The sequence below is a fragment of the Mycolicibacterium mageritense genome, from assembly GCF_010727475.1.
Taxonomy (GTDB): Bacteria; Actinomycetota; Actinomycetes; order Mycobacteriales; family Mycobacteriaceae; genus Mycobacterium; species Mycobacterium mageritense.
Genome location: NZ_AP022567.1, coordinates 7371704 through 7395481 on the forward strand (window position 1 = coordinate 7371704; position 23778 = coordinate 7395481).

Here is a 23778-nt window from a genome sequence, read left to right on the forward strand (position 1 = left end):
TCGGCACAGCAGCATGACCACACCTGAACGCACCCGGACCACGAGCACCGGTCTGGGGCAGCACATCTCACGATTCGCGTCGTTCGCGGTCTCCCCCGAGGCGCAGCCCGCCCGGCTCGGCTGCGTTGGCGCCGCGCTGTTGACCGTCGGCGGGCTCGGCGCGGGCAGCACCCGGGTGCACGATCCGCTGCTGGAATCGCTGCATCTGTCGTGGCTACGCTTCGGCCACGGCCTGGTGGTGTCGTCGGTGTTGTTGTGGGCCGGGGTCGCGGTGATGCTGATCGCGTGGCTGTGGCTGGGCCGCCGGGTGCTCGACGGCACGGCCACCGCGTACACGACGGTCGCGACCACCGGCTTCTGGCTCGCGCCACTGTTGTTGAGCGTTCCGCTGTTCAGCCGGGACACCTACTCCTATCTCGCCCAGGGCGCGCTGTTGCGCGACGGCTTCGACCCCTACCTGGTGGGGCCGGTGGAGAATCCGAACTCGTTGCTGGACAACGTCAGTCCGATCTGGACGACCACGACGGCGCCGTACGGCCCGGCGTTCATCCTGGTCGCCAAGTTCGTCACGATGATCGTCGGCAACGACATCGTCGCGGGCACCATGCTGCTGCGGCTGTGCATGCTGCCCGGCCTGATCCTGCTGATCTGGGCGACGCAACGCGTCGCGCGCCACATCGGCGCGAGTCCGGCCACGGCCCTGTGGGTCTGCGTGCTGAATCCGCTCGTGATCATCCACCTGATGGGTGGCGTCCACAACGAGATGCTCATGGTCGGGCTCATGATGGCCGGCATCGCGCTCACGTTCCAGCAGCACCCGGTGTGGGGCGTCGGCCTGATCGCGATGGCTGTCGCCGTCAAAGCGACCGCGGGCCTTGCCCTTCCGTTCGTCGTGTGGGTGTGGATGCGGCAGCTGCGGGACCGCCACAACCACCCGCCCGTGCGGGCCTTCGCGCTGGCGACCGCGGCCTCCGTGGTGATCTTCGCCGCGGTGTTCGCCGTGATGTCCTGGCTCGCGGGCGTCGGCCTCGGCTGGCTTTCGGCCCTTGCTGCAGGCAACGTCAAGATCATCAACTGGCTGACCGTGCCCACCGCTGCCGCCAACCTCATCAATGTCATTGGCGGCCTGGTCTTTTCGGTCAATTTCTACGCGGTGCTCGATGTCACGCGCATAATCGGGCTCGCGGTCATCGCGATCTCGCTGCCGCTGCTGTGGTGGCGGTTCCGGCACACCGACCGCGAAGCCCTTACCGGCATCGCCCTGGCCATGCTGGTGGTGGTGCTGTTCGTGCCCGCCGCGCTGCCCTGGTACTACACGTGGCCGCTGGCCGTCGCGGCCGCGCTGGTCCAGACCCGTCCGGCCATCGCGGCCATCGCGGGCTTCTCCACGTGGATCATGGTGATGTGGAAACCCGATGGCGCCCACGGCATGTACTCGTGGGCGCACGTGCTGCTGACCACGGCATGCGCCCTGGTGGCGTGGTACTCGATCTACCGCATGTCCAAGCCGGACACGTCCGACGAGACCGCCGTCAGTACGCCATAGCCTGCGCGCGCCGCACGACTTCTCTGGCCTGATGCGAGTGCAGGGCGTCGACGGGGCGCGCGTTGGCCTGCCGGTCGGTCGTGCCGTCCCTGGTGATCGTCAACGACGGATCGGGTGTGAAGAGCCAGCGCACGATCTCGGTGTCGTGATAGCCGCCGTCGTGCAGCACGACGAGCAGGCCGGGCAGGGCCTTCACCACATGCCCTGTGGCATCGAAGAAGATCTTCGGCACCACCACCACACCGTCGCGACGCACGGCGACCAGGTGCCCTTCCCGCAACTGTTGATGCACCTTGGTCACGGGTATGCCGAGTAAATTTGCCACTGTGGGTAGGTCGTAGACGGCCTCGCTGGGATCCAGTACGTCGTCGGCGGCCGGAATGCTGCTCACCGCACAGATTCTAGGACTAGTGGGGCGACTCGTAACATGTGTTCGGTGGAGCCCTACCGGCAATCGGACCCACTCGTCGGCGCTGTGCTGGACGGGCGCTACCGCGTGGACGCCGCAATCGCGTCCGGCGGCATGTCAACCGTGTACCGGGGGCTCGACGTTCGCCTGGACCGGCCGGTCGCGCTGAAGATCATGGATTCCCGGTACGCGGGCGACGAACACTTCCTCACGCGGTTCCGGCGGGAGGCCAAGGCCGTGGCCCGGTTGAAGGATCCCGGCCTGGTCGCGGTTTTCGATCAGGGTGGCGGCGAGAGCGGCACGGCCGGGCAACCGCCTTTTCTGGTGATGGAACTGATCGACGGCGGGACGCTGCGTGAGCTGCTCACCGAACGTGGGCCGATGCCGCCTCATGCGGTCGCCGCGGTGCTGGCTCCCGTGCTCGGCGGGCTCGCGGTGGCGCACCGGGCCGGGCTGGTGCACCGCGACATCAAGCCCGAGAACGTGTTGATCTCAGACGACGGCGAGGTCAAGATCGCCGATTTCGGGCTCGTGCGGGCCGTCGCGGAAGCCAAGATCACCTCGACCAGCGTGATTCTCGGCACCGCGGCCTACCTGTCGCCCGAGCAGGTCAGCACCGGCGAGGCGGATCCGCGCAGCGACGTCTACTCGGTCGGCGTGCTGACCTACGAACTGCTCACGGGTGTCACACCGTTCACCGGGGATACCGCCCTCGCGGTGGCCTACCGCCGCCTGGACACCGACGTTCCGCCACCGAGCTCGGTAATCGCCGGTGTGCCAGCACAATTCGACGACTTCGTGCGGCGGGCCACGGCCCGCGACGCGGCGCAGCGGTTCACCGACGCCGACGAGATGGGCACGCACCTGGAGACGATCGTCGACGACTTGGAGCTGCCCGCGTTCCGCGTTCCCGCACCACGCAACTCCGCCGCACACCTTTCCGCCACCAGGTTTCACCACCGTGAGGAAGCGGCCACCGAGGTGACGGCCGTCGTGCCATCGGTTACCGCACCGCCGCCACCGCCCCGGCAGGCGCCGCGCCAGCCGACCCGGGAACTCACCCGCGACCCTCAGCGCTTCGTGCCCGTCGCGGCCGTGCCCGACGAGTACGACGAATACCAGCCGGTGTCAGGTCAATTCGCGGGCATCGACATGAGCGAGTTCTACTGGGCGCGGCAGCGCGCCAAACGCGTGCTGCTGTTCTGGGTTATCGCGGTGCTGACCCTCACGGGCCTGGTTGCCGCCGCGGCGTGGACCCTCGGCAGCAACATCAGCACGCTGATCTAGTCGCGGAGCATCTCGGCGACCAGGAACGCCAGCTCCAGGCTCTGCTGGGTGTTGAGCCGCGGGTCGCACGCGGTCTCATACCGCCCGGCCAGGTCCGAATCCGAAATGTCCTGGGCGCCACCGAGACATTCGGTGACGTTCTCCCCGGTGATCTCGACGTGGATGCCGCCGGGATGCGTCCCCAGTGCCCGGTGCACCTCGAAGAAGCCCTGGACCTCGTCGACGATGCGGTCGAAATGGCGGGTCTTGTACCCGGTCGACGACTCGTGGGTGTTGCCGTGCATCGGGTCGCACTGCCAGATCACCTGATGCCCGGTGGCCTGCACCTTCTCGATGATGGGCGGCAGCAGGTCACGCACCTTGTTGTTGCCCATCCGCGTGACGAGCGTCAGCCGGCCCGGCTCGCCTCGCGGGTCGAGCCGCTCGACATACTCCACGGCCGTCTCCGGCGACGTGGTCGGCCCCAGCTTGACGCCGATCGGGTTGGCGATCACCTCCGCGAACGCGATGTGCGCACCGTCGAGCTGGCGCGTGCGCTCCCCGATCCACAGGTAGTGCGCGGACTGGTCGTAGAGCTTCGGGGCGCCCTCGACGCCGGAGGCCTCGTCGGACAACCGCAGCATGGCCCGCTCGTAGTCGAGCACCAGCGCCTCGTGGCTCGCGAAGATCTCGGCCGTCTGCAGGTTGCGGTCGGCCACCCCGCAGGCCGACATGAAGTTCAGGCCGCGGTCGATCTCGCCGGCCAAGGCCTCGTACCGCGCGCCCGCGGGCGAGGTCCGGACGAACTCACGGTTCCAGTCGTGCACGAGGTGCAGCGAGGCCAGACCCGACGACGTCAGCGCCCGCACCAGGTTCATCGCCGCACTGGCGTTGGCGTAGGCCCGCACCAGGCGGGACGCGTCGTGCTGACGCACCGCGGCGTCCGGCGCGAAACCGTTGACCATGTCACCGCGGTAGGACTTGAGCCCGAGCGCGTCGACGTCGGCCGAGCGCGGCTTGGCGTACTGCCCGGCGATGCGGGCGACCTTGACCACGGGCAGGCTCGCGCCGTAGGTCAGCACCACGGCCATCTGCAGCAGCGTGCGGATGTTGGCCCTGATGTGAGGTTCGGTGTTGTCCACGAACGTCTCGGCACAGTCCCCGCCCTGCAGCAGGAACGCCTTGCCGAGCGCAACGTCGGCCAGCAGGCCCTTGAGCTTCTCGATCTCGGACGGCACCGTGACCGGCGGCACGCTCTCCAGCACCGTGCGCATGGCCTTGGCCGCGTCGGCATCCCAACTGGGCTGCTGGGCGGCCGGCTTGGCCAGCGCCGCATCCAGCCGTTGCCGCAGCTCGTCCGTCAGCGGAGGCAGCGGGGGCAGCTGGTCGATGGGGATGTCCACGGTCCAGTTCACCCGTTCATGGTAACCGCCGGTGAACGCCGGTTTTCAGGCCTGGTCAGTGCCGGTGCCGCGGACCAAACCGGTCATCAGCCGGAACCGGTGCAGGTTGTGTCGCGCGTCGACCAGTGCGTCGTGCGCGTCGCGGGGCCGCGGTGGCATCCGCGGCGATCCGCGGTCCTCCCAGAATTGCCGCAGTTCCCTGGTGAACCGGGGTATCGCGGGCGGCAGGTCGGTCATGGGCCCCCACAGCTGGCACAGCACGACGTGGTCGTAGGCACCCACCCAGGCCCACAGCTCGATGGGCTCGTCGCCGTCGATGTCGAAGAAGTCCTCGAGCTCCGAGCGGATCTGCCGCCGCGAGCGCCACAGCTGCGAGGACGGTGACGGCAACTTGGGCAGCACGTTCTTGCGCACCCACCGGCCGGCCCGGTCCGGATTGAATTCTGTTGAGATGGCGTAATACTCGCGGCCGTCCTCGGCGGCCACCCCGATCGAGATCAGGTCGATGGTGCGACCGTCGTCGATGAACTCGGTGTCGTAGAAAAAGCGCATCACCCGGCCCGTCCCGCCTGCTCGGCGGTCAGGCTCGCCGGGGCCGGCGCGGCGTGGATCTCGCGGTCGAGTTCCTTGTCCACCTCGGCGTCGTCGGGGAACTTCGGCATGCCGGTGATCGCGTCCTGCAGCCAGAGCTTGGCCTGCACCACGGGCCGGCGCAGCCACCGCTCCCGCTCCAGTGCGCGGTGCATCTTGCGGGGCCGGGTGGTGTAACGCCAGCGGGCCCACGGCGCGTGCGGCCGGGACAGCCGCAGCGCGCCGACCACCAGCAACGGGGTTATGAACATTCCCACCAATCCGGTCCACACCTTGCCTTTGAGCAGCACGACCACCGCCAGGAGCAGCGTCAGCACCGCGATCACGATCACGGTCGCACGAGCGACCAGCGAGTGGTCCTCGCGCCAGATACCGATATCAAAGAATGACAACGGATTGAAACCCAGGATCAACAGCCCGGCGACGGCGACCGCGGCGAAGACCGCGTCGACCGACGTGCGGCCGTCCTCTGCCCAGTAGACGTCGGACAGGTGCAGGATGAGCGCGAACTCGTCGAGCACCAGCGCCGCGCCGATGCCGAAGAACGTCGCGGCCACGGTGAACTCCGGCACGCCGCCGCTGACCGCGAGCGTCACCATGGTGATCCCGGAGACCATGACGAGCACGACTCCGATCACCACATGGTGGATGTGAAGTGTCCCGTGGCCGATGTTGCGCGGCTGCCACCACCTGCGCGGCGCGTCGCTGCCGGCATGCCTGCGGATGTAACGCACCAGAGTCCGCGTGACGAAGAACGTCAGGATGAAGGCCACCAGGCAGCACAGCAACGGCAGGCGATCGCGGGTGATGAAATCGAGTTGGACGGTCGCGTGCACGCAGAAAACTTACGCCGACCTGCGCGCGTCGGGGCCACGGATACACCCACCGATCCATGCCACCGATAGGCTGTCAGGGAAATGAGTAAGCGGCAGTCGCCCGGCCGGGCTGGTTTGGGACCAACCATCGCGTGGCGGGGCTTCCAGCTGCTGACGCTTGCCGGGCTGGCATTCGCCTGCTGGCGCCTGTTGGGTCACACCCCCTATCGCATCGACATCGACGTGTACCGGATGGGCGGAAGGGCCTGGTTGGACGGTCAACCGCTGTACGCGGACGGTGCGATCTTCCACACCCAGGGCGGGCTCGACCTGCCGTTCACCTATCCCCCGCTCGCGGCCATCACGTTCGCCCCGTTCGCGTGGCTGTCCCTGCCCGCGGCGAGCGCAGCCATCACCGCCACCACCCTGGTGCTGCTGATCGTGTCGACCGTCATCGTGCTGACCCGCCTCGACGTGTGGCCGCACACCACCGTCACCTCCGAACCGGCGTGGCTGCGCCGGTGCTGGCTGGCCGCGGCCATCGTGGCGCCCGCGGTGATCTACCTGGAGCCCATCCGGTCGAACTTCAACTTCGGCCAGATCAACGTGGTGTTGATGACCCTGGTCATCGCCGACTGCCTGCCGCGCCGGACCCCGTGGCCGCGCGGCGTGCTGCTGGGCCTTGCCATCGCGCTCAAACTCACGCCGGCCGTGTTCCTGCTGTACTTCCTGCTGCGGCGCGACGTCCGCGCGCTCGTGACGACGGCCGTCGCCGCCGTTGCCGCCACGCTGGCGGGGTTCGCGCTGGCCTGGACCGATTCGCTGGAGTACTGGACGGCGACGGTCCGCAACACCGACCGGATCGGCACTGCGACGCTGAACACCAACCAGAACATCTCCGGCACGCTCGCGCGGCTCGGCCTCGGCGAGGAGCCCCGATTCGTGTTGTGGCTGTTGGCGTGCTTCGCCGTGCTGGCGCTCACCGTGTGGGCCGCGCGCCGGGCCCTGCGCAGCGCGGATGACTCCGGTGCCGTGCTCGCGCTGATCTGCGTGGCGATGTTCGGCCTTGTGGTCTCGCCGGTGTCGTGGTCCCACCATTGGGTGTGGACGCTGCCGACGCTGCTCGTGACGGGCATCCTGGCCTACCGGCGCCGCAGTGTGGCGCTGGCGGCCGTGACCGTGCTGGGCGTGGCGTTGACGGTGTGGAATCCGATCACCCTGATGCCAGAACACCGCGAGACCGCGGCGTCGCTGTGGCGTCAGCTCGCGGGCGGATCCTACGTGTGGTGGGCGCTGGCCGTGATCGTCGTCGCGGGGCTCGCCCCGACTGTGTCGACGCGCCCCCAGCCCGCGGTCGCCACCGTCCCGGCGCACCGCTCAGCGGCGGCCTAGGAGCTGCTCAACCCGCCGCGGCGTGCGGCATCCGCGACGCGGGCTTGGCCGCGGCTGCGGCTTTTTCCGCATTCTCCTTGACGTCGGCGGCATACAGGTCGACGTATTCCTGGCCCGACAAACCCATGAGCTCGTACATCACCTCGTCGATGACGGCACGCTCGATGAACCGGTTGCCCGCGAGCCCGTCGAACCGGCTGAAGTCCATGGGCTTGCCGAAGCGGACCTCGACCCGGCCGAACCGCCACATCTTGCTGCCGGGCGGGTTCACCACGTTGGTGCCGACCATGGCGACCGGGATGACCGGGACACCGCTCTGCAGGGCCAGCCTGGCCAGGCCGGTCTTGCCTTTGTAGAGCCTGCCGTCCGGCGACCGCGTGCCCTCGGGGTACATGCCGAGCAGCTTGCCTTCGGCGAGGATGCGTTCGGCGGTGGTCAGCGCGCTCTGGGCCGAGTCGGCGTCGGTGCGGTCGATCGGCACCTGGCCCGCGACGGTGTAGAACCACCGCGTGAACCAGCCCTTGATGCCCGTCCCGGTGAAGTATTCGGCCTTGGCCAGGAAGGTGATGCGGCGGCTCACCACGAGCGGCAGGTAGAAACTGTCCGCGACCGCCAGGTGGTTGCTGGCCAGGATCACCGGGCCCGACGACGGAACATGCTCAAGCCCAGTGACTTTCGGCCGTCCGAGCAAGGACAGCAAAGGCCCCATGAAGATGAACTTGAACAGCCAATACCACATAGTTCCTCCCCATCGGGCGCACCAGACGGTGCTCTGCGACAACTTTACCCAGGCGCTGCAATTGCGACCACAGCACGGCGCATGCCGTGCCCGAGATCTCATTCCTCGATGGTCACCGGTATGTGCTGGTAGCGCCCGGGACCGGCGGGCGGTGGCTCGTCACCGGGCGCCGGCCCGGTGGGCCCGCCGTCAGGACCGGGGGTGTCGTCGCCGCCGGGCGTGCCGTCGGTGACCACCGCCCGGATCACCTCCAACAGCGCGACGCTGTGGTCGGCGATCACCGTGAGCAGCGGGTGATGTTCACCGTTGACCACGGCGGCCAGGGCGCACACCGGGCACCACACCTGTTGGCACTTGCCCGGCCCGTTCGCGGCCGACGCTGCGGCCGCGGCCGCCGCCAGGCGGACGGCCGGGTCGAGCCGGTCCAAGATGGCCTGTGCCAGCTGCCGCAGCTCCGGACCCAGATCGGAATGGGATCCAGTCATGCTGGCCACACCTCCGGGTTCGGTCGAAATCGCACCGTCAGCTCACTGCCCCGCAGCTGTGCGTCCGTCACGATGCACCGCCGCAGCACAGAGGCCAACCGCACCCGGCGCCGCACACCGCCGACGCCGATGATCAAGTCGTCGTCGACCCGGCCCAACGTGAGTCCGGCGGAGTCGACCTGCGGCAACTCTAGCCGCAAGCGGTAGACGGCTTCGAGTCCAGACCCTGATTCCCGGTCGACCACGGGCCGCAGCGGCCCGGGCGGCGGCGAACCGTCCCGTCGGCGCGCGGCCGCGAGCAGGTCTCCGAGCGCCTTGGGCCCGATCGGCTCGCCGGCGACGTGCGGAACCAGCACCAGCTGCACGTCGCCGATCGTGGTGTCGAGGTGTTCGAGCACCGCGCGCTGCTCGGAGATCCGCTCGCTGTACCAGTCGAACGCGGGATGCGCGGGCAGGTTCTGGTACTCGAACGAATCGTCCTGCACCAGAATCTGATTGACGATCAGCTCGGAGACCTTGACCCCCATCAAGGCCAACGAGCCCAACGTGCGGACCGCTTCGGCGGCCACGACGCGCTCGGGTGTCAGCACCAGATGCGCGCCGACGCGCGCGCCGTCGGCGAGCAGTGCCGAAAGTTGTTCGATGCCCGCGGCGATCCGTTCGAGCAGCATGACGATCGCCGTGGTCGCGGCATCGGCCGGCTGAACGCTTCCCGAATGCGCCGACGTACCGGACAACCGGCGGTGCCGGGGCCAGGCCCGTTCGAGGTACAGGCCGAACGTCGCGGGCAGGGTCAGCATGCGCAGCGCGTCGGCCGTCGAGGCGCAGTCCACCACGACGTGATCCCACCGGCCGGACGCGGCGAGCTCGCCCACCTCGTACAGACCGAGCACCTCCTGGATGCCCGGAAGTGCCGAAAGTTCCTCCGGGGCAACGTCTCCCAAGTCGGATTCGGTGAACCGGTCCGCAAGTGGCCCGGCGATCTCGGCCCACCGCGCTTCGAGCAGCGCGAGGGTGTCGAGCGCGAGCGCGTCCAGCGATCCGGTGTCGAGGTCTGCCAGCACCCGTGTCGGCGCGCGGTCCCCGGTCGGCGTGAGACTGGTGCCGAGGACGTCGCCCGTGGAATGGGCTTGATCCGTCGAGACGATGAGCACCCGCAACCCGGCCTGCGCGTCGCGCACGGCGGTGGCGGTTGCCAGCGTGGACTTGCCCACCCCGCCCTTGCCGACGAACAGGCTTATCCGGGCCGGCTGTGCACCGTGGGCGGGCGGCGGCGAATCACTCAGCCTCGACTCGTTTCTTGAGATCCTTCAGCGCGGTGTCGGTGAGTCTGCGCTCGGCCTTGCGCTTGAGCAGCCCGATCATCGGGATGATCAGGTCGACCGAGAGTTCGTAGGTGACTTCGGTGCCGGATCCCTTGGGCGCCAACCGGTATGCGCCTTCCAGCGCGCGCAACAGGGAACTCGACACCAAGGTCCAGGTGACCGAGGTGCGATCGGCGGGCCAGACATAGGACAACACCATGGTGTCCTTGAGCACCGCGGCGTCGAGGACGAGGCGCGCGGTCTTCGGATTGCCTGCCTCATCGGTCTCGAGCACCTCGGCGTCGGTGTACTCGGCTACCCAGTCGGGGTAGGAACCGATGTCGGCGATGACGTCCATCACCGTCGCCGGGTCGGCATCGATATATATGGTCTGCGCCGTCTTGTCCGCCACTGCACGCCCTTCTCCCCGCCCCGCGGAGGTGCCCGGCCATCTGAGCCAGCCCGTCACAGTCCTCTGAAGGAGAAATCTACTCCCCTGGACCCCTGTGCTTCATTCTCAGGCCAGGCGCGAAACCCCGACGGGGCGCGACGCCTCAAGCCGCTGCTTGATCTCGAAGGACATCTCCTTGCCCGCCACGCGGCGCCGGTGATTGGCCTTGGCCAGATCCATCTTGGCCAGCTCACGCGCGGTCACGCCGGACGGCTCGGCGTGCAGGAAGTAATGAAGGATCACGCCGTCCAGCATCTCTTCGAGCCAGACCTCCATGGTGCCGGTGAGGGCGCCGGTGACCGTCCAGCGGTGCCCCTTCTCGGCCCGGTCCTCGACCACTGTCAGCCGCAGGTCCGGCCACCACCGCCGCCAGCTCGCGGGGTCGGCCACCGCGGCGCCGACCGCGGCAGGGTCGGCGGCGACGAAAGTCTCGTCGGCGATCTGAATGCTGTTCATCGCCGACTAGCTTCACATATGCATCGCATCGTGCCTACCCGGGCCGACTAGGCTGACCCGCACAAGCCGTTACCACCAGCCTGGAGGCCAGGATCGTGCGTGAATACAGTGTTCAGCCGTCTTTCACCGTCGGCGAGCACGACAACATCGTGAGTTCGGTCTTCACCCATGAGGCCGACGACCCCAACCATGTCGCGTTCCGGCGCCTGGTCGACGGCGCGTGGACCGATGTGACCTCCGCCGAGGCCGCCGCGCAGGTGCGAGCCGCCGCGCTGGGCCTGATCGCGGAGGGCGTCCAGCCCGGCGACCGCGTGGCGATCCTGTCGGCGACCCGCTACGAGTGGCCGATCATCGATTTCGCGATCCTGGCCGCGGGCGCGGTGACCGTGCCGATCTACGAAACCTCGGCGGCCGAACAGGTCCGGTTCGTGCTGGAGAACTCGGCGGCCGTGCTGGTGATCGCCGAGACCGACGCGCACGCCGAGAAGGTCGAGCAGCTTTCCGGGCAGCTGCCCGCGCTGCGCAAGGTGCTGCGCATCGACGGCACGGGCATACCTGCTCTCGAGGCGCTGGCCGAGGCGGGCAAGTCGGTCGACGCCGCCGAGTTGGACAAGCGACTCGAGGCGATCCGGTCGGCCGATCCCGTGACGCTGATCTACACGTCGGGCACCACCGGCCAGCCCAAGGGCTGCCAGCTCACACACTCGAACCTGCTCTACGAGATCCGTGGCGCCAAGGCGTGCTTCCCCACCGAGTTGGCCAAGGGTGAGCGGATGCTGGTGTTCCTGCCGCTCGCGCACGTACTGGCCCGCGCGATCACGCTCGCGGCCTTCACCAACAAGGTGACGCTGGGCTTCACGAGCGACATCAAGAACCTGGTCCCGATCTTCGGGGTGTTCAAGCCGACGCTCGTGGTCTCGGTACCGCGCGTGTTCGAAAAGGTCTACAACACCGCCGAGCAGAACGCCCGAAATGACGGCAAGGGCAAGATCTTCGAGATCGCGGCCGATACCGCGATCGAGTGGAGCAAGGCGCAGGACACCGGTGGAGCGGGGTTGCTGCTGCGGGCCAAGCACGCGGTGTTCGACCGGCTCGTCTACGGCAAGCTGCGGGCCGCACTCGGCGGCGAATGCCACGCCGCCATCTCGGGCGGTGCGCCGCTGGGCGCCCGGCTCGGCCACTTCTACCGTGGCGTCGGCCTGACGATCTACGAGGGCTACGGCCTGACCGAGACCAGCGCGGCCATCACCGTGAACCGGGTCAACGACCTCAAGGTCGGCTCGGTCGGAAAGCTGGTGCCCGGCAACAGCATGCGGCTGGCCGAGGACGACGAGCTGTTGGTCAAGGGCGGCGTGGTGTTCGGCGGCTACTGGAACAACCAGAGTGAGACCGACGCGGTGTTCACCGACGGCTGGTTCCACACGGGTGATCTGGGCGCGATCGACTCCGACGGCTTCCTGACCATCATCGGCCGGAAGAAGGAGATCATCGTCACCGCGGGCGGCAAGAACGTCGCGCCTGCGCTGCTCGAGGACAAGTTGCGGGCGCATCCGTTGATCAGCCAGGCCATGTGCGTTGGCGACCAGCAGCCGTTCATCGCCGCGCTGATCACGATCGACCCCGAGGCGTTCCCGGGTTGGAAGGAACGCAACGGCAAGGATCCGAACGCCACGGTGGCCGATCTGACCGAGGATCCGGATCTGGTCGCCGAGATCGATCTCGCGGTCAAGGAAGCCGATCAGGCCGTGTCGAAGGCAGAGGCCATCCGCAAGTTCCGCATCCTGCCGGTCGATTTCACCGAGGACACCGGTGAGTTGACCCCGACGCTCAAGGTCAAGCGCAAGGTCGTGGCCGAGAAGTTCGCCGCGGACATCGAGGCGCTGTACGCCAAGTAGGCCGGGTCAGCCCGCGAGGAGCTCGGCCAGCCGGGCCCCCTTGGCGCGCCACTGCCAGTTGTCGACGGCCCAGTGCCGGCCCGCGACCCCCATCGCGGCGGCCCGGGCCGGGTCGGCGAGCAGATCGGAAACGGCGGAAGCCACGACTCCGACATCGTTGCCGTCGACCACCAGACCGGTCTCACCATCGAGCACGGTTTCCGGTGCGCCGCCCGAGGTGCCCGCGACCACGGGCACGCCGCACGCCGAGGCCTCCAGGTAGACGATGCCGAGGCCCTCGACGTCCAGGCCTGCGCCGCGGGTTCGGCACGGCATCGCGAAGACGTCTGCCATCGCGTGGTGTGCGGGCAGTTCGGCGCCGGGCACGCCTCCGGTGAAGATCACGTCGTCGGCCACGCCGTAGCTGTGTGCGAGCTTGTGCAGCGTCTCGGCGTACGGGCCGCCGCCGACGATCACGAGCGCGGCCTCCGGAACCCGGTGCCGGATCACCGGCATGGCCCGGATCAACATGTCCTGGCCCTTGCGGGGCACAAGACGCGACAGGCACACCACCACGGGACGGCCGCCGAGCCCGTAGCGCTCCCGCAGTTCTGCGCGGGCTTCCGGGTCGGGCCGGAACCGGTCGACGTCCACGCCGGGGGGCAGATGCTCGAGCGCGGCGTCGGGGCCGAACGCCGACGCGAACCGGTTGCGGGTGTAGCGGCTCACGAACGTCACCACGTCGGCGTCGTCACCGATGCGGCGCAGCGCGCTGCGCGCCACCGGCAGCATCGACCAGCCCACCTCGTGTCCGTGGGTGCTCGCCACGATGCGCCGGGCTCCGGCGCGCCGCGCCAACGGCCCGAGCAGGGCCAGCGGTGCGGCCGCCCCGAACCACACTGTCTCGGGCTGATGTTGCTCGATGAGCCTGCGCATGCGGATTGCCACGGTGGGCTCGGGAACCATGAGCGTGGTGGGATGCCGCACCACGGTGTACCCGGACGCCGCGGCGTCCCGGTCGAACTCTTCGGCGCCCTTCCATTTCGGCGCGTACACGGTCAGCTCATGTGAGCCGTCGGCAACCAGCTGGTCCACGAACGCTTCGAGGTAGGACTGAATGCCGCCGCGCCGAGGCGGAAAATCGTTGGTAACCAGCAGAACCCGGGTCATCGGTGCCAGGCTATCGGTTCATCCACGCGCGCCAGCCTGCCAGAACCTCGTCCAGGCCGACGCCAAGGGTGTCCCGCACCGCGGTGGCCACGTCGGGATGTCCGGCTCCGCAGGCCCGCACATACAGCTCACGCAGCGCGTGCGGGCCGTAGCGGTCGGCGACGTAGCGGCTGAACCACCAGGCGCGGTCGTAGGCCAGGGTTCGCACCCGGCCGGGCGTGTCGAGATCGGCGTCGGTGGGCAACACCGCGAGGTCCGCCGCCGCGGCAGGCACCGGCACGTGCGGACGGCCGACGTAGTCGGCAACGCCTTCGGTGAGCCAACGGGGCGCATCGGCCGTGGTACGGGTTCTCGCTGCGTAGTGGAAAAGCTCGTGGCGCAACACAATTCGCAGCGCATCAGGGCTCATCGCGGCGGCGCCCGGGGCGAAAACGACACCCTGCGCGGTGGTGGCGGCCGCGATGTCGGAGCCGCTGACGGCCATGGCCTGGAACTGCTCCGCCGACCCGGTGACGACGATGACGATCTCCCGCGGCCAGTCCGCGCCCCAGAACTGCGTCACCGCGGCAGCCGCGCCGTCGAGTTCCGCGCGGAGCCGGTCGCGCAGGGCCGCGGAGTCCGGTCCGCCCAGGGCGATCACCTGCGCGGTACGGCCGTCGGACAGGGTGATGCGCGCGTCGGTCGGCGCGGCGACGGTGGGTGCGGCCGACGTCTGACGCGGCGGCGGTTGCGTCGAAGGCCCTGCCCACAACAGAGCGGCCGCGACCGCGATCTCACCCAGCAGCGCGCTGCCGAGAAGCGTGCGCCGGCTCAGTACCGGCGGATGTTGTGGATCGGCGCGTTGTTGACCGGGGCGACCCGAACCGGGGTGCCGTACGTCGAGGCGTGCACCATCATGCCGTCGCCGATGTAGATGCCCACGTGCGATGCGTCCGAGTAATAGGTCACCACATCGCCCGGCTGGATCTGGTCCATCGAGACGGGCTGACCGCCGTTGGCCATGGCCTGACTCGAGTGCGGCAGCGAGATGCCCGCGTGCTGGAACGACCACATCACCAGGCCCGAGCAGTCGAACGCGCTCGGACCCGAACCACCCCACGAGTACGGCGAGCCGATGCGGCTCAGCGCGGCCTGGATGACGGTGGCCGAATGATCGCTGCCGCCACCGGGGATCGCGGCCTCGGGCGGTGCGACGTCACCGGGCGGAATGCCCTCGGGCGGAGCCGCCAGAATGTTGGGGTCGTTGGCTGGTGGCAACGCGTCCGGCGCCGGTACCGGTGGTGCTGCCGGGGCCGGTGGGACAGCTGCCAACGCTTCGCGCTGACCCGGCGTCAACGCTTCGTACTGCGACTTGACGATCGCGATCTGCACCTGCAGCTGGCTTTGCTTGGATTGCAGATCGGCACGCACCGCGGCGGCCTGTTCGGCCGCGGTCTTGGCGTCGGCAGCCGAGCGTGCCGACACCTGCTCGGCCTCGGTCGCCTTGGTACTGGCCTCGCGGAAGCCCTTCATCTGTGTCGCCATCTCGGTGGCCATCACGCGCTGCACGGTCAACTGGTCGATCAACTGCTGCGGCGAGCCCGCGGTCAACATCGCGTCGAAGCCCGACGTGCGCCCGCCCATGTACTGCGCGGCAGCAACCTTGTCGACCGAGGCTTGGAACGTTGCCAGCTGCGCCTTGGTCGAATCCACCTCGGCCTGAGCGGCAGCGTGCTTCTGATCTGCTTCCTGTTGCGCGGCAAGCTTGTTGTTCAGATCCAGCTGGGCGGAATGCATCGCCTCGGTGGTCTGTTCAGCTTGTCGTGACAGTTCGTTGAGTTTTGCCAGTGCGTCGGCGGCGGGGTCCGCCTGCACACTGCCGGCAAGGAGGCCGGCGAATACCGTCAAGCCCGCGATTGCACCTGCAATGGGTCGCTTGACTCGACTTGTGGGCCGGTGCGCGCGGTCGAGCCTCAAGTTTTCGTCCTCACAACTGGCGTTCGAATGCCGCCTCGAACTGCGATTTGGTCACAGATAGGTTACGAAACGGCATCGGGGTTGTCCAACACAGGAGAGGTAAATTTAACAGGCCCGGCAGGAATTTTTTCTACGTGCCCATCGATGCGTGTCGTCACGCAACCCCTGAGTCACGCCTCGAGTGAATCGGGACCAACCGCAGCCGGGGCGCCAACCCCACCTCAGCGAGCGCTTCGAGGGCTTGACGCTCGTCAGCCAGCAATCTTTCGGGCACTCCGAGCAAAACACTGACGACACAGTCCTGGCAGCCCGGTCCACGAACCGCGCAGTCGTCACAATCGATGATCACGCTCCCGCTGTCGGCGTCGGCGTGGCGGCCGGTGGCCCGGCCCTGCTCCTCGTATGGCATCTCTGACCGTCCTCTCGATCGGTGTTGCGCGCACGGTATCGCCGGCCACCGACAAGCCGCCGCGGCCGCGTGGCAACCGAATCCTGTCGGTGGCCGTGCCTACGGTCTGGGGTCATGGGCCAGCACCACGGGAGCACCCGGGCCGAGACCGGCCAGCTGACCCTGGATTTCGACCGCGACCTCGAAATGGTGTCGCTGGCCGAGACCACCTTCGTGGTGGTGGACCTGGAAACCACCGGCGGGCGGGCGACCGCGTCGCAGCCGGGCGGCCCGCATGACGCCATCACCGAGATCGGCGCCGTCAAGATCCGCGGCGGCGAGGTGCTCGGCGAGCTGGCCACGCTCGTCGACCCCGGCCGGTCCATCCCGCCCCAGATCGTCGAGCTGACCGGGATCACCTCGGCCATGGTCCGCGACGCACCGCGCATCGAATCGGTGCTGCCCGCCTTCCTCGAGTTCGCCAGGGGCGCGGTTCTGGTCGCCCACAACGCCGGATTCGACGTGGGTTTCCTGCGGGCCGCTGCCGAACGGGCCCAGCTCCCCTGGCCCCGGCCACCCGTGCTGTGCACGGTCAAGCTCGCGCGCCGTGTCCTCACGCGCGACGAGGCGCCCAGTGTCCGGCTGTCGGAGTTGGCGCGGTTGTTCGGTGCGTCGACCACGCCGACGCACCGCGCGCTCGACGACGCGCGCGCCACGGTCGACGTTCTGCACGGGCTCATGGAGCGCGTCGGCAACCAGGGTGTGCACACGTACGCCGACCTCCGGGCGTACCTGCCCAACACGAGTCCGGCGCAGCGGCGCAACCGCAGCCTGGCCGACCGGTTGCCGAACCGGCCGGGCGTGTACCTGTTCCGCGGACCGTCGAACGAGGTGCTCTACGTGGGTACCGCGGTGGATCTGCGCCGGCGCGTCCGCCAGTACTTCACCGGCGCCGATCCGCGGGCCCGCATGAAGGAGATGGCGTCGCTGGCCACGGCGGTCGATCACGTCGAATGCGCACACGAGCTGGAGGCCGGAGTCCGTGAGCTACGGCTGCTGGCGGCGCATGCGCCGCCCTACAACCGGCGCTCCAAGGCGCCGCAGCGGTGGTGGTGGGTGGCGTTGACCGACGAGGCGTTCCCGCGGTTCACCACGGTGCGAAACCCCAAGGAGCGCACGGCCCTCGGCCCGTTCTCGGCGCGGGCCGACGCCGTGCAGACGGCCGCGCTGCTGGCTCGCTTCACGGGCGTGCGCACCTGCACGGGCCGGTTGGCCGCCGCTTCGACCCACCGCTGCCCGGTGCTCGAACTGTCGCCCTGCCCCGCACCCCAGGGCGCCGGGGCCGCCGACTACGCCTCGGCCCGGCAGCGTGCGGAGGCACTGATCGGCGGCACCGACGGCACCGTGCTCGCCGAGATCCTGGCCCACATCACCGAACTGGCCGGGGCCAACCGCTACGAGACCGCCGCGCGGGTCCGCGACCACGCCACGGTCGCCATCGAGGCGCTGTGGCGGGGGCAACGGCTCGCAGCCCTGGCGGCACTGCCCGAGCTGGTGGCGGCGCGCGGCGACGGAAACGGCGGCTGGCACCTGGCGGTCATCCGCCACGGGCAGCTGGCCGCTGCGGGCACCGCGCCGCGTGGCGTACCCCCCATGCCGGTGGTCGAGGCCCTCTGCGCGGCAGCACAAGTCGTGCTACCGGTCCCCGGCCCGCTCGGCGGTGCCCTGGTCGAGGAGACCGCGCTCATCGCGCGCTGGCTCGCGCAGCCGGGCGTCCGCATCGTGCACTGCCTGGGCGACGTGGGCTACGCCACGCCGCTGGGATCGGCCGGGCGCTACGCGCAGTGGGCGGCTACCGCGCGGTCGGCGAGGTTGGCCGCCGAGCAACAGAGCCGCTCAGAGCTGGTGGCCGAACCGCACCCAACGCGCGAGCAGCTTTTCGGCCGCCCCGGAGTCGATGGCTTCGGTGGCGCGGGCCAGACCGGATTCCCACGCAGGCACCCACTGGGCGTCGCTGGCTAGCCCGGCGTGGGCGACCATGGCCCCGGCCGCGTTGAGCACCACGGCATCCCGGACGGGGCCCTTGGCGCCGCCCAGCACTGCCCGGGTCGATGCCGCGTTGGTGGCCGCGTCACCGCCGACGAGCTCACTGATCTCGGCGCGCGCGAATCCGAATGCCGCGGGGTCGAACGTCAACCGCTCGACGGTGCCCGCCTGCACGCGCCAGATGGTGCTGGTGGTCGTGGTGGTCAGTTCGTCGAGGCCGTCGTCGCCGTGCACCACAAGCACGCTGGAGCCGCGGGCGGCCAGCACGCCCGCCATGACCTCGGCCAGATCGGCCCACGCGCAGCCGATCAGGCCGGCCCGCGGGGTGGCCGGATTGGTCAGCGGACCAAGCAGATTGAAGACCGTCGGCACGCCGATCTCGCGGCGCACCACCGACGCGTGCCGGTACGACGGGTGGAACTGCGGCGCGAAGGCGAAGCCGATGCCCACCTCGGCGACGCTGCGGGCCAGTTCGTCCGGGCCGAGGTCGATCCTGACCCCGAGGGCTTCCAGCGTGTCGGCGCCACCCGAGAGCGACGACGCCGCGCGGTTGCCGTGCTTGACCACCGGCACGCCGCACGCCGCGACCACGATCGCGGCCATGGTGGACAGGTTGACGGTGTTGGCGCCGTCGCCGCCCGTGCCGACGATGTCGACGGTGTCCGTGCCGATCTGACCGGTGGGCACGCGGCGCGCGTGCGACAGCATGATGTCGGCCAGCTCGCCCACCTCGCCCGAGTTCGGGCGCTTCATCTTCATCGCCACCGCGAACGCCGAGATCTGGGCCGGGGTCGCCACACCGGTCATGATCTGGTCCATCGCCCAGGCCGCCTGACCGTTCAGCAGGCTCTGACCGGTGGTCAACCGGCCCAGGATCTGCGGCCACGTGGGGGCCGGCTGGGAACGCGACGCGGACGAAGACGAGCGAGAGAATCCAGATACCACCGCCGAATGTTATCGCCCGGCGGGGATCTGGCCCGGCGTCTGCCCGGCATCGGTTCGAGCGGAATCCGGCCAATTGCTCGACCCGGGTGGAGTTCGACAACTACAAAGCGTCATACTTGCGGATGTGACGAGCGCTGTAGGGACCTCGGGAACCGCCATCACATCGCGTGTTCATTCGCTGAACCGACCCAACATGGTCAGTGTCGGCACCATAGTGTGGCTTTCCAGTGAGCTGATGTTCTTTGCTGGGCTGTTCGCGATGTACTTCACCGCGCGCGCCCAGGCTGGAGGCGACTGGCCGCCCGAGCCAACCGAACTGAATTTGGCCCTTGCCGTACCGGTGACGCTGGTGTTGATCGCGTCGTCGTTCACCTGCCAGATGGGCGTGTTCGCCGCCGAGCGCGGTGACGTGTTCGGGCTGCGCCGGTGGTATGTGATCACGTTCCTGATGGGCCTGTTCTTCGTGCTGGGCCAGGGATACGAGTACATCCACCTGGTCGAGCACGGCACCACGATCCCCGGCAGCGCTTACGGATCGGTCTTCTACCTGGCAACCGGTTTCCACGGCCTGCACGTGATCGGCGGTCTGGTTGCCTTCATCTTCCTGCTGGCCCGCACGAAGATGAGTAAGTTCACCCCCGCGCAGGCCACCGCCGCGATCGTCGTCTCGTACTACTGGCACTTCGTCGACATCGTCTGGATTGCGCTGTTCGCCACCATCTACTTCGTCAGGTGATCGGCTCGCCGATGCATCCGATAATCGCCTCGCCGATGAGTTCGATGAGAAGGAGTTCGATGACCAGCAAGTCGCGCCGTCGGCTACGCCGGCGATTGTCAGCAGGATTGCTGCTGTTGATCGGCCTGGCAGTCGCGGGTGGTGTTGCGGCAACGCTCACGCCGACACCGCAGGTTGCCGTCGCCGATGAATCGCAGTCGGCCCTGCTGCGCACCGGCAAGCAGCTTTTCGACACCTCGTGCGTGTCGTGCCACGGCGCCAATCTGCAGGGTGTGCCGGACCGCGGCCCCAGCCTGATCGGCACCGGCGAGGCGGCCGTGTACTTCCAGGTGTCCACCGGCCGCATGCCCGCGATGCGCGGCGAGGCTCAGGCCCCGTCGAAGCCCGAACACTTCGACGAGTCGCAGATCGATGCGCTCGGCGCGTACGTGCAGGCCAACGGCGGCGGCCCGACGGTCGTGCGTGACGCCAACGGCGAGATCGCCCAGGAGTCGCTGATGGGCTCCAACGTGGCCCGCGGTGGTGACCTGTTCCGGCTCAACTGCGCGTCGTGCCACAACTTCACCGGCAAGGGCGGCGCACTGTCCTCCGGCAAGTACGCCCCGGATCTCGGCGACGCCAACCCGCAGCAGATCTACACCGCGATGCTGACCGGTCCGCAGAACATGCCCAAGTTCTCCGACCGCCAGCTCTCCCCCGAGGAGAAGCGCGACATCGTCGCCTACGTCCGCGAGTCGGCGGAGACCCCCAGCTACGGCGGTTACGGCCTCGGTGGCTTCGGCCCCGCGCCCGAGGGCATGGCGATGTGGATCATCGGCATGGTCGCTGCCATCGGTATCGCAATGTGGATCGGAGCACGGGCATGAGCGACAACACCCCGCAGACTCCCAGCGACGCTGAACTGACGGAGATGTCGCGCGAGGAGCTCGTCGAACTCGGCGGCAAGATCGACGGCGTCGAGACCATCTTCAAGGAGCCGCGCTGGCCCATCTCCGGCACCAAGGCCGAGAAGCGCGCCGAACGCGTGGTGGCGTACTGGCTTCTGCTTGGCGGCTTTTCGGGCCTGGCCCTGCTGCTGGTGTTCCTGTTCTGGCCGTGGGAGTACAAGCCGTTCGGCTCAGAGGGTGAGTTCCTCTACTCGCTGGCCACGCCGCTGTACGGCCTGACCTTCGGCCTGTCGATCCTGTCGATCGGCGTCGGTGCCGTGCTGTTCCAGAAGAAGTTCATCCCCGAGGAGATCTCGGTCCAGGACCGTCACGACGGGCGCTCCTCCGAGCTGCACCGCAAGACCGTCGCGGCCAACCTCACCGACGCTCTCGAAGGTTCGACCCTCAAGCGCCGCAAGGTCATCGGCCTGTCGCTCGGCATCGGCCTCGGTGCGTTCGGTGCGGGCACGCTGGTCGCCTTCATCGGCGGCCTGATCAAGAACCCGTGGAAGCCCGTGGTGCCCACCGCAGAGGGCAAGAAGGCCGTGCTGTGGACGTCGGGCTGGACCCCGCGGTTCCACGGCGAGACCATCTACCTGGCCCGCGCGACCGGCAGGCCCGGCTCGTCGCCGTTTGTCAAGATGCGGCCCGAGGACATCGACGCAGGCGGCATGGAGACCGTGTTCCCGTGGCGGGAATCTGACGGCGACGGCACCACCGTCGAGTCGGAGCACCACCTCACCGAGATCGCCATGGGTGTGCGCAACCCGGTCATGCTGATCCGCATCAAGCCTGCCGACATGCCCAAGGTGGTCAAGCGCAAGGGACAGGAAAGCTTCAACTTCGGTGAGCTGTTCGCGTTCACCAAGGTGTGCTCGCACCTGGGCTGCCCCTCGTCGCTGTACGAGCAGCAGACCTACCGCATCCTGTGCCCGTGCCACCAGTCGCAGTTCGACGCGCTGCACTTCGCCAAGCCGATCTTCGGTCCGGCGGCACGCGCGTTGGCCCAGCTGCCCATCACCATCGACAAGGACGGTTACCTCGTCGCCAATGGTGACTTCATCGAACCCGTCGGACCGGCATTCTGGGAGCGCAAATCATGAGCCCTGACCTTGCCAAGATCGCAGCCGCACAAGGCGATGCGATCGACTCGCGGTATCACCCGTCGGCGGCGGTGCGCCGGCAGCTGAACAAGGTGTTCCCCACCCACTGGTCGTTCCTGCTGGGTGAGATCGCCCTCTACAGCTTCATCGTGCTGCTGATCACCGGTGTGTGGTTGACGTTGTTCTTCGATCCGTCGATGGCGCACGTCACCTATGACGGTGTGTACCAACCGCTTCGGGGTGTGCAGATGTCGCGGGCCTACGAGTCCGCGCTCGACATCAGCTTCGAGGTCCGCGGCGGCCTGTTCGTCCGGCAGATCCACCACTGGGCGGCGCTGATGTTCGCGGCGTCGATCATGGTGCACCTGGCCCGCATCTTCTTCACGGGCGCGTTCCGCCGCCCGCGTGAAGCCAACTGGATCATCGGTTCGCTGCTGTTGATCCTGGCGATGTTCGAGGGCTACTTCGGCTACTCGCTGCCCGACGACCTGCTGTCGGGCATCGGCCTGCGCGCCGCGTTGTCCTCGATCACCCTCGGTATGCCGGTCATCGGAACCTGGTTGCACTGGGCGCTTTTCGGTGGGGACTTCCCCGGCGAGATCCTGATCCCGCGTCTCTACGCACTGCACATCCTGCTGATTCCGGGCATCATCCTGGCCCTCATCGGCGCGCACCTGGCGCTGGTGTGGTTCCAGAAGCACACGCAGTTCCCCGGCCCGGGCCGTACCGAGACCAATGTGGTGGGCGTGCGCGTCATGCCGGTGTTCGCCGTGAAGTCGGGTGCGTTCTTCGCCCTCATCACCGGCGTGCTCGGCTTGATGGGTGGTCTGCTGACCATCAACCCGATCTGGAACCTGGGCCCCTACAAGCCTTCCCAGGTGTCCGCGGGCAGCCAGCCCGACTTCTACATGATGTGGACCGAAGGCCTGGCACGTATCTGGCCGGCCTGGGAGTTCTACCCGTTCGGCCACACCATCCCCGCGGTGGTCTGGGTCGCGGTCATCATGGGCGGCGTCTTCGGTCTGCTCATCGCCTACCCCTTCATCGAGAAGAAGGTCACGGGTGACGATGCGCATCACAACCTGCTGCAGCGGCCGCGGGATGTGCCGGTACGCACCGCGATCGGCGCCATGGCCATCGCCTTCTACATGGTGCTCACCCTGGCCGCGATGAACGACATCATCGCCCTGAAGTTCCACATCTCGCTCAACGCGACCACCTGGATCGGCCGCATCGGCATGGTCGTCCTGCCCGGCATCGTGTACTACATCGCCTACCGCTGGGCCATCTCCCTGCAGCGCAGCGACCGCGCGGTCCTGGAGCACGGCATCGAGACCGGCATCATCAAACGCCTGCCCCACGGCGCCTACGTCGAGCTGCACCAGCCGCTGGGACCGGTCGACGACCACGGCCACCCCATCCCCCTGGAATACCAGGGCGCACCACTGCCCAAGCGCATGAACAAGCTCGGCTCCGGCGGCGCCCCCGGCACCGGCAGCTTCCTGTTCGCCGACCCCACCGTCGAACACGACGCCCTCACCGAGGCCGCCCACGCCTCCGAGCACCGCGCCCTCACGGCCCTCAAAGAACACCAGGACCGCATCCACGACACCGACGGGGACACCAACGGCCACCACTGACCGGCCCCGGCAGTTTCACGCGATCGCCGCAACCTCTCCCCGGAGAGGTTGCGGCGATCGTCTTTTGCCGGACGTCCCCTCCCCTACCCCGGTGGGCCCGTCGGGCACGGAAACCGTGGGACCGGCGGACGGCAACT

Annotated in this window: 22 protein-coding genes and 1 pseudogene; 9 read left to right on the forward strand and 14 right to left on the reverse strand. The window is 68.5% G+C overall.

Annotation, left to right across the window (positions count from 1 at the left end; genetic code table 11):
• Positions 1-13: 13 nt before the first annotated feature.
• Positions 14-1546, forward strand: coding sequence for an alpha-(1->6)-mannopyranosyltransferase A (locus G6N67_RS35650; RefSeq protein ID WP_036439078.1), 1533 nt, complete (start codon positions 14-16; stop codon positions 1544-1546).
• Here G6N67_RS35650 and G6N67_RS35655 read toward each other — a convergent pair.
• Positions 1533-1937 carry an Rv2175c family DNA-binding protein gene (locus G6N67_RS35655; RefSeq protein WP_036439077.1) on the reverse strand — a complete coding sequence of 135 codons (405 nt, stop codon included), beginning with the start codon at positions 1935-1937 and terminating at the stop codon, positions 1533-1535. The two genes, G6N67_RS35650 and G6N67_RS35655, sit on opposite strands and share 14 nt — an antisense overlap.
• A gap of 36 nt (positions 1938-1973) precedes the next feature.
• Here G6N67_RS35655 and G6N67_RS35660 point away from each other — a divergent pair, with 36 nt between their 5' ends.
• On the forward strand, positions 1974-3242 hold the full coding sequence (locus G6N67_RS35660) for a protein kinase domain-containing protein (protein ID WP_036439074.1): 1269 nt from the start codon (positions 1974-1976) through the stop codon (positions 3240-3242).
• Here the strand turns inward: G6N67_RS35660 and G6N67_RS35665 are convergent.
• Genes G6N67_RS35665 through G6N67_RS35675 form a run of 3 tightly spaced genes read right to left on the reverse strand, consistent with a single transcriptional unit; the run spans position 3239 to position 6051 of the window.
• Complete coding sequence (locus G6N67_RS35665; RefSeq protein ID WP_036439073.1) at positions 3239-4636, reverse strand: class II 3-deoxy-7-phosphoheptulonate synthase; 1398 nt, start codon at positions 4634-4636, stop codon at positions 3239-3241. The two genes, G6N67_RS35660 and G6N67_RS35665, sit on opposite strands and share 4 nt — an antisense overlap.
• Before the next feature lie 33 nt (positions 4637-4669).
• Complete coding sequence (locus G6N67_RS35670; RefSeq protein WP_036439071.1) at positions 4670-5176, reverse strand: polyadenylate-specific 3'-exoribonuclease AS; 507 nt, start codon at positions 5174-5176, stop codon at positions 4670-4672.
• A complete protein-coding gene (locus G6N67_RS35675) occupies positions 5176-6051 on the reverse strand; it encodes a hypothetical protein (RefSeq protein ID WP_036439069.1) in 876 nt (291 codons plus the stop codon). The genes G6N67_RS35670 and G6N67_RS35675 overlap by 1 nt, the downstream gene beginning before the upstream one ends.
• A gap of 81 nt (positions 6052-6132) precedes the next feature.
• Between G6N67_RS35675 and G6N67_RS35680 the strand changes: the two genes are divergently transcribed.
• On the forward strand, positions 6133-7422 hold the full coding sequence (locus tag G6N67_RS35680) for a glycosyltransferase 87 family protein (protein WP_036439067.1): 1290 nt from the start codon (positions 6133-6135) through the stop codon (positions 7420-7422).
• 7 nt (positions 7423-7429) lie between these two features.
• Here G6N67_RS35680 and G6N67_RS35685 read toward each other — a convergent pair whose 3' ends face one another.
• The 5 genes from G6N67_RS35685 to G6N67_RS35705 form a co-directional block, all read right to left on the reverse strand.
• Positions 7430-8161, reverse strand: coding sequence for a lysophospholipid acyltransferase family protein (locus tag G6N67_RS35685; protein ID WP_036439065.1), 732 nt, complete (start codon positions 8159-8161; stop codon positions 7430-7432).
• A gap of 98 nt (positions 8162-8259) precedes the next feature.
• A complete protein-coding gene (locus G6N67_RS35690; RefSeq protein ID WP_036440442.1) occupies positions 8260-8646 on the reverse strand; it encodes a hypothetical protein in 387 nt (128 codons plus the stop codon).
• Positions 8643-9932, reverse strand: a complete 1290-nt coding sequence (locus G6N67_RS35695; protein ID WP_081812758.1) for an ArsA family ATPase — start codon at positions 9930-9932, stop codon at positions 8643-8645. Before G6N67_RS35695 ends, G6N67_RS35690 begins: the two co-directional genes overlap by 4 nt.
• Entirely contained in the window at positions 9925-10362 is a 438-nt protein-coding gene (locus tag G6N67_RS35700; protein WP_036439061.1) for an SRPBCC family protein, read from the reverse strand. The genes G6N67_RS35695 and G6N67_RS35700 overlap by 8 nt, the downstream gene beginning before the upstream one ends.
• 105 nt (positions 10363-10467) lie before the next feature.
• Positions 10468-10857, reverse strand: a complete 390-nt coding sequence (locus G6N67_RS35705) for a polyketide cyclase / dehydrase and lipid transport (RefSeq protein WP_036439059.1) — start codon at positions 10855-10857, stop codon at positions 10468-10470.
• Between the two features lie 95 nt (positions 10858-10952).
• Here G6N67_RS35705 and G6N67_RS35710 point away from each other — a divergent pair, with 95 nt between their 5' ends.
• Positions 10953-12752: an AMP-dependent synthetase/ligase gene (locus G6N67_RS35710; RefSeq protein WP_036439057.1), complete on the forward strand. Its 1800-nt coding sequence runs from the start codon at positions 10953-10955 to the stop codon at positions 12750-12752.
• Between the two features lie 6 nt (positions 12753-12758).
• Here the strand turns inward: G6N67_RS35710 and pimB are convergent, their stop codons facing one another.
• From pimB to G6N67_RS39390, 4 genes are all read right to left on the reverse strand, one after another.
• The gene (gene pimB, locus G6N67_RS35715; protein ID WP_036439055.1) at positions 12759-13901 is read right to left on the reverse strand and encodes a GDP-mannose-dependent alpha-(1-6)-phosphatidylinositol monomannoside mannosyltransferase; all 1143 of its coding nucleotides are present in this window, start codon (positions 13899-13901) and stop codon (positions 12759-12761) included.
• Between the two features lie 10 nt (positions 13902-13911).
• Positions 13912-14652: a basic secretory family protein gene (locus tag G6N67_RS35720; protein WP_230023641.1), complete on the reverse strand. Its 741-nt coding sequence runs from the start codon at positions 14650-14652 to the stop codon at positions 13912-13914.
• A 59-nt stretch (positions 14653-14711) separates the two neighbouring features.
• Positions 14712-15857, reverse strand: a complete 1146-nt coding sequence (gene ripC, locus G6N67_RS35725) for a peptidoglycan hydrolase RipC (protein ID WP_036439053.1) — start codon at positions 15855-15857, stop codon at positions 14712-14714.
• Positions 15858-16011: 154 nt separating this feature from the next.
• A complete protein-coding gene (locus G6N67_RS39390; RefSeq protein ID WP_036439051.1) occupies positions 16012-16266 on the reverse strand; it encodes a hypothetical protein in 255 nt (84 codons plus the stop codon).
• Between the two features lie 114 nt (positions 16267-16380).
• On the opposite strand from G6N67_RS39390, the pseudogene G6N67_RS35735 reads away from it, so the two are divergent.
• Positions 16381-18204 (forward strand): annotated as a pseudogene (locus G6N67_RS35735) (DEDD exonuclease domain-containing protein); the annotation flags it as partial.
• Here the strand turns inward: G6N67_RS35735 and trpD are convergent.
• Positions 18142-19236: an anthranilate phosphoribosyltransferase gene (gene trpD, locus G6N67_RS35740; protein WP_073916379.1), complete on the reverse strand. Its 1095-nt coding sequence runs from the start codon at positions 19234-19236 to the stop codon at positions 18142-18144. The pseudogene G6N67_RS35735 and the gene trpD overlap by 63 nt on opposite strands.
• A 124-nt stretch (positions 19237-19360) precedes the next feature.
• On the opposite strand from trpD, the gene ctaE reads away from it, so the two are divergent.
• From ctaE to qcrB, 4 genes are read left to right on the forward strand one after another with little or no spacing between them, the layout of a single operon-like run.
• Entirely contained in the window at positions 19361-19972 is a 612-nt protein-coding gene (gene ctaE, locus G6N67_RS35745) for an aa3-type cytochrome oxidase subunit III (RefSeq protein WP_036439049.1), read from the forward strand.
• Positions 19973-20031: 59 nt separating this feature from the next.
• Positions 20032-20838, forward strand: a complete 807-nt coding sequence (gene qcrC, locus G6N67_RS35750; RefSeq protein WP_036439047.1) for a cytochrome bc1 complex diheme cytochrome c subunit — start codon at positions 20032-20034, stop codon at positions 20836-20838.
• Positions 20835-22001: a cytochrome bc1 complex Rieske iron-sulfur subunit gene (gene qcrA / locus G6N67_RS35755; protein WP_036439046.1), complete on the forward strand. Its 1167-nt coding sequence runs from the start codon at positions 20835-20837 to the stop codon at positions 21999-22001. The genes qcrC and qcrA overlap by 4 nt, the downstream gene beginning before the upstream one ends.
• The gene (gene qcrB / locus G6N67_RS35760; RefSeq protein WP_036439044.1) at positions 21998-23641 is read left to right on the forward strand and encodes a cytochrome bc1 complex cytochrome b subunit; all 1644 of its coding nucleotides are present in this window, start codon (positions 21998-22000) and stop codon (positions 23639-23641) included. Before qcrA ends, qcrB begins: the two co-directional genes overlap by 4 nt.
• Positions 23642-23778 lie beyond the last annotated feature (137 nt).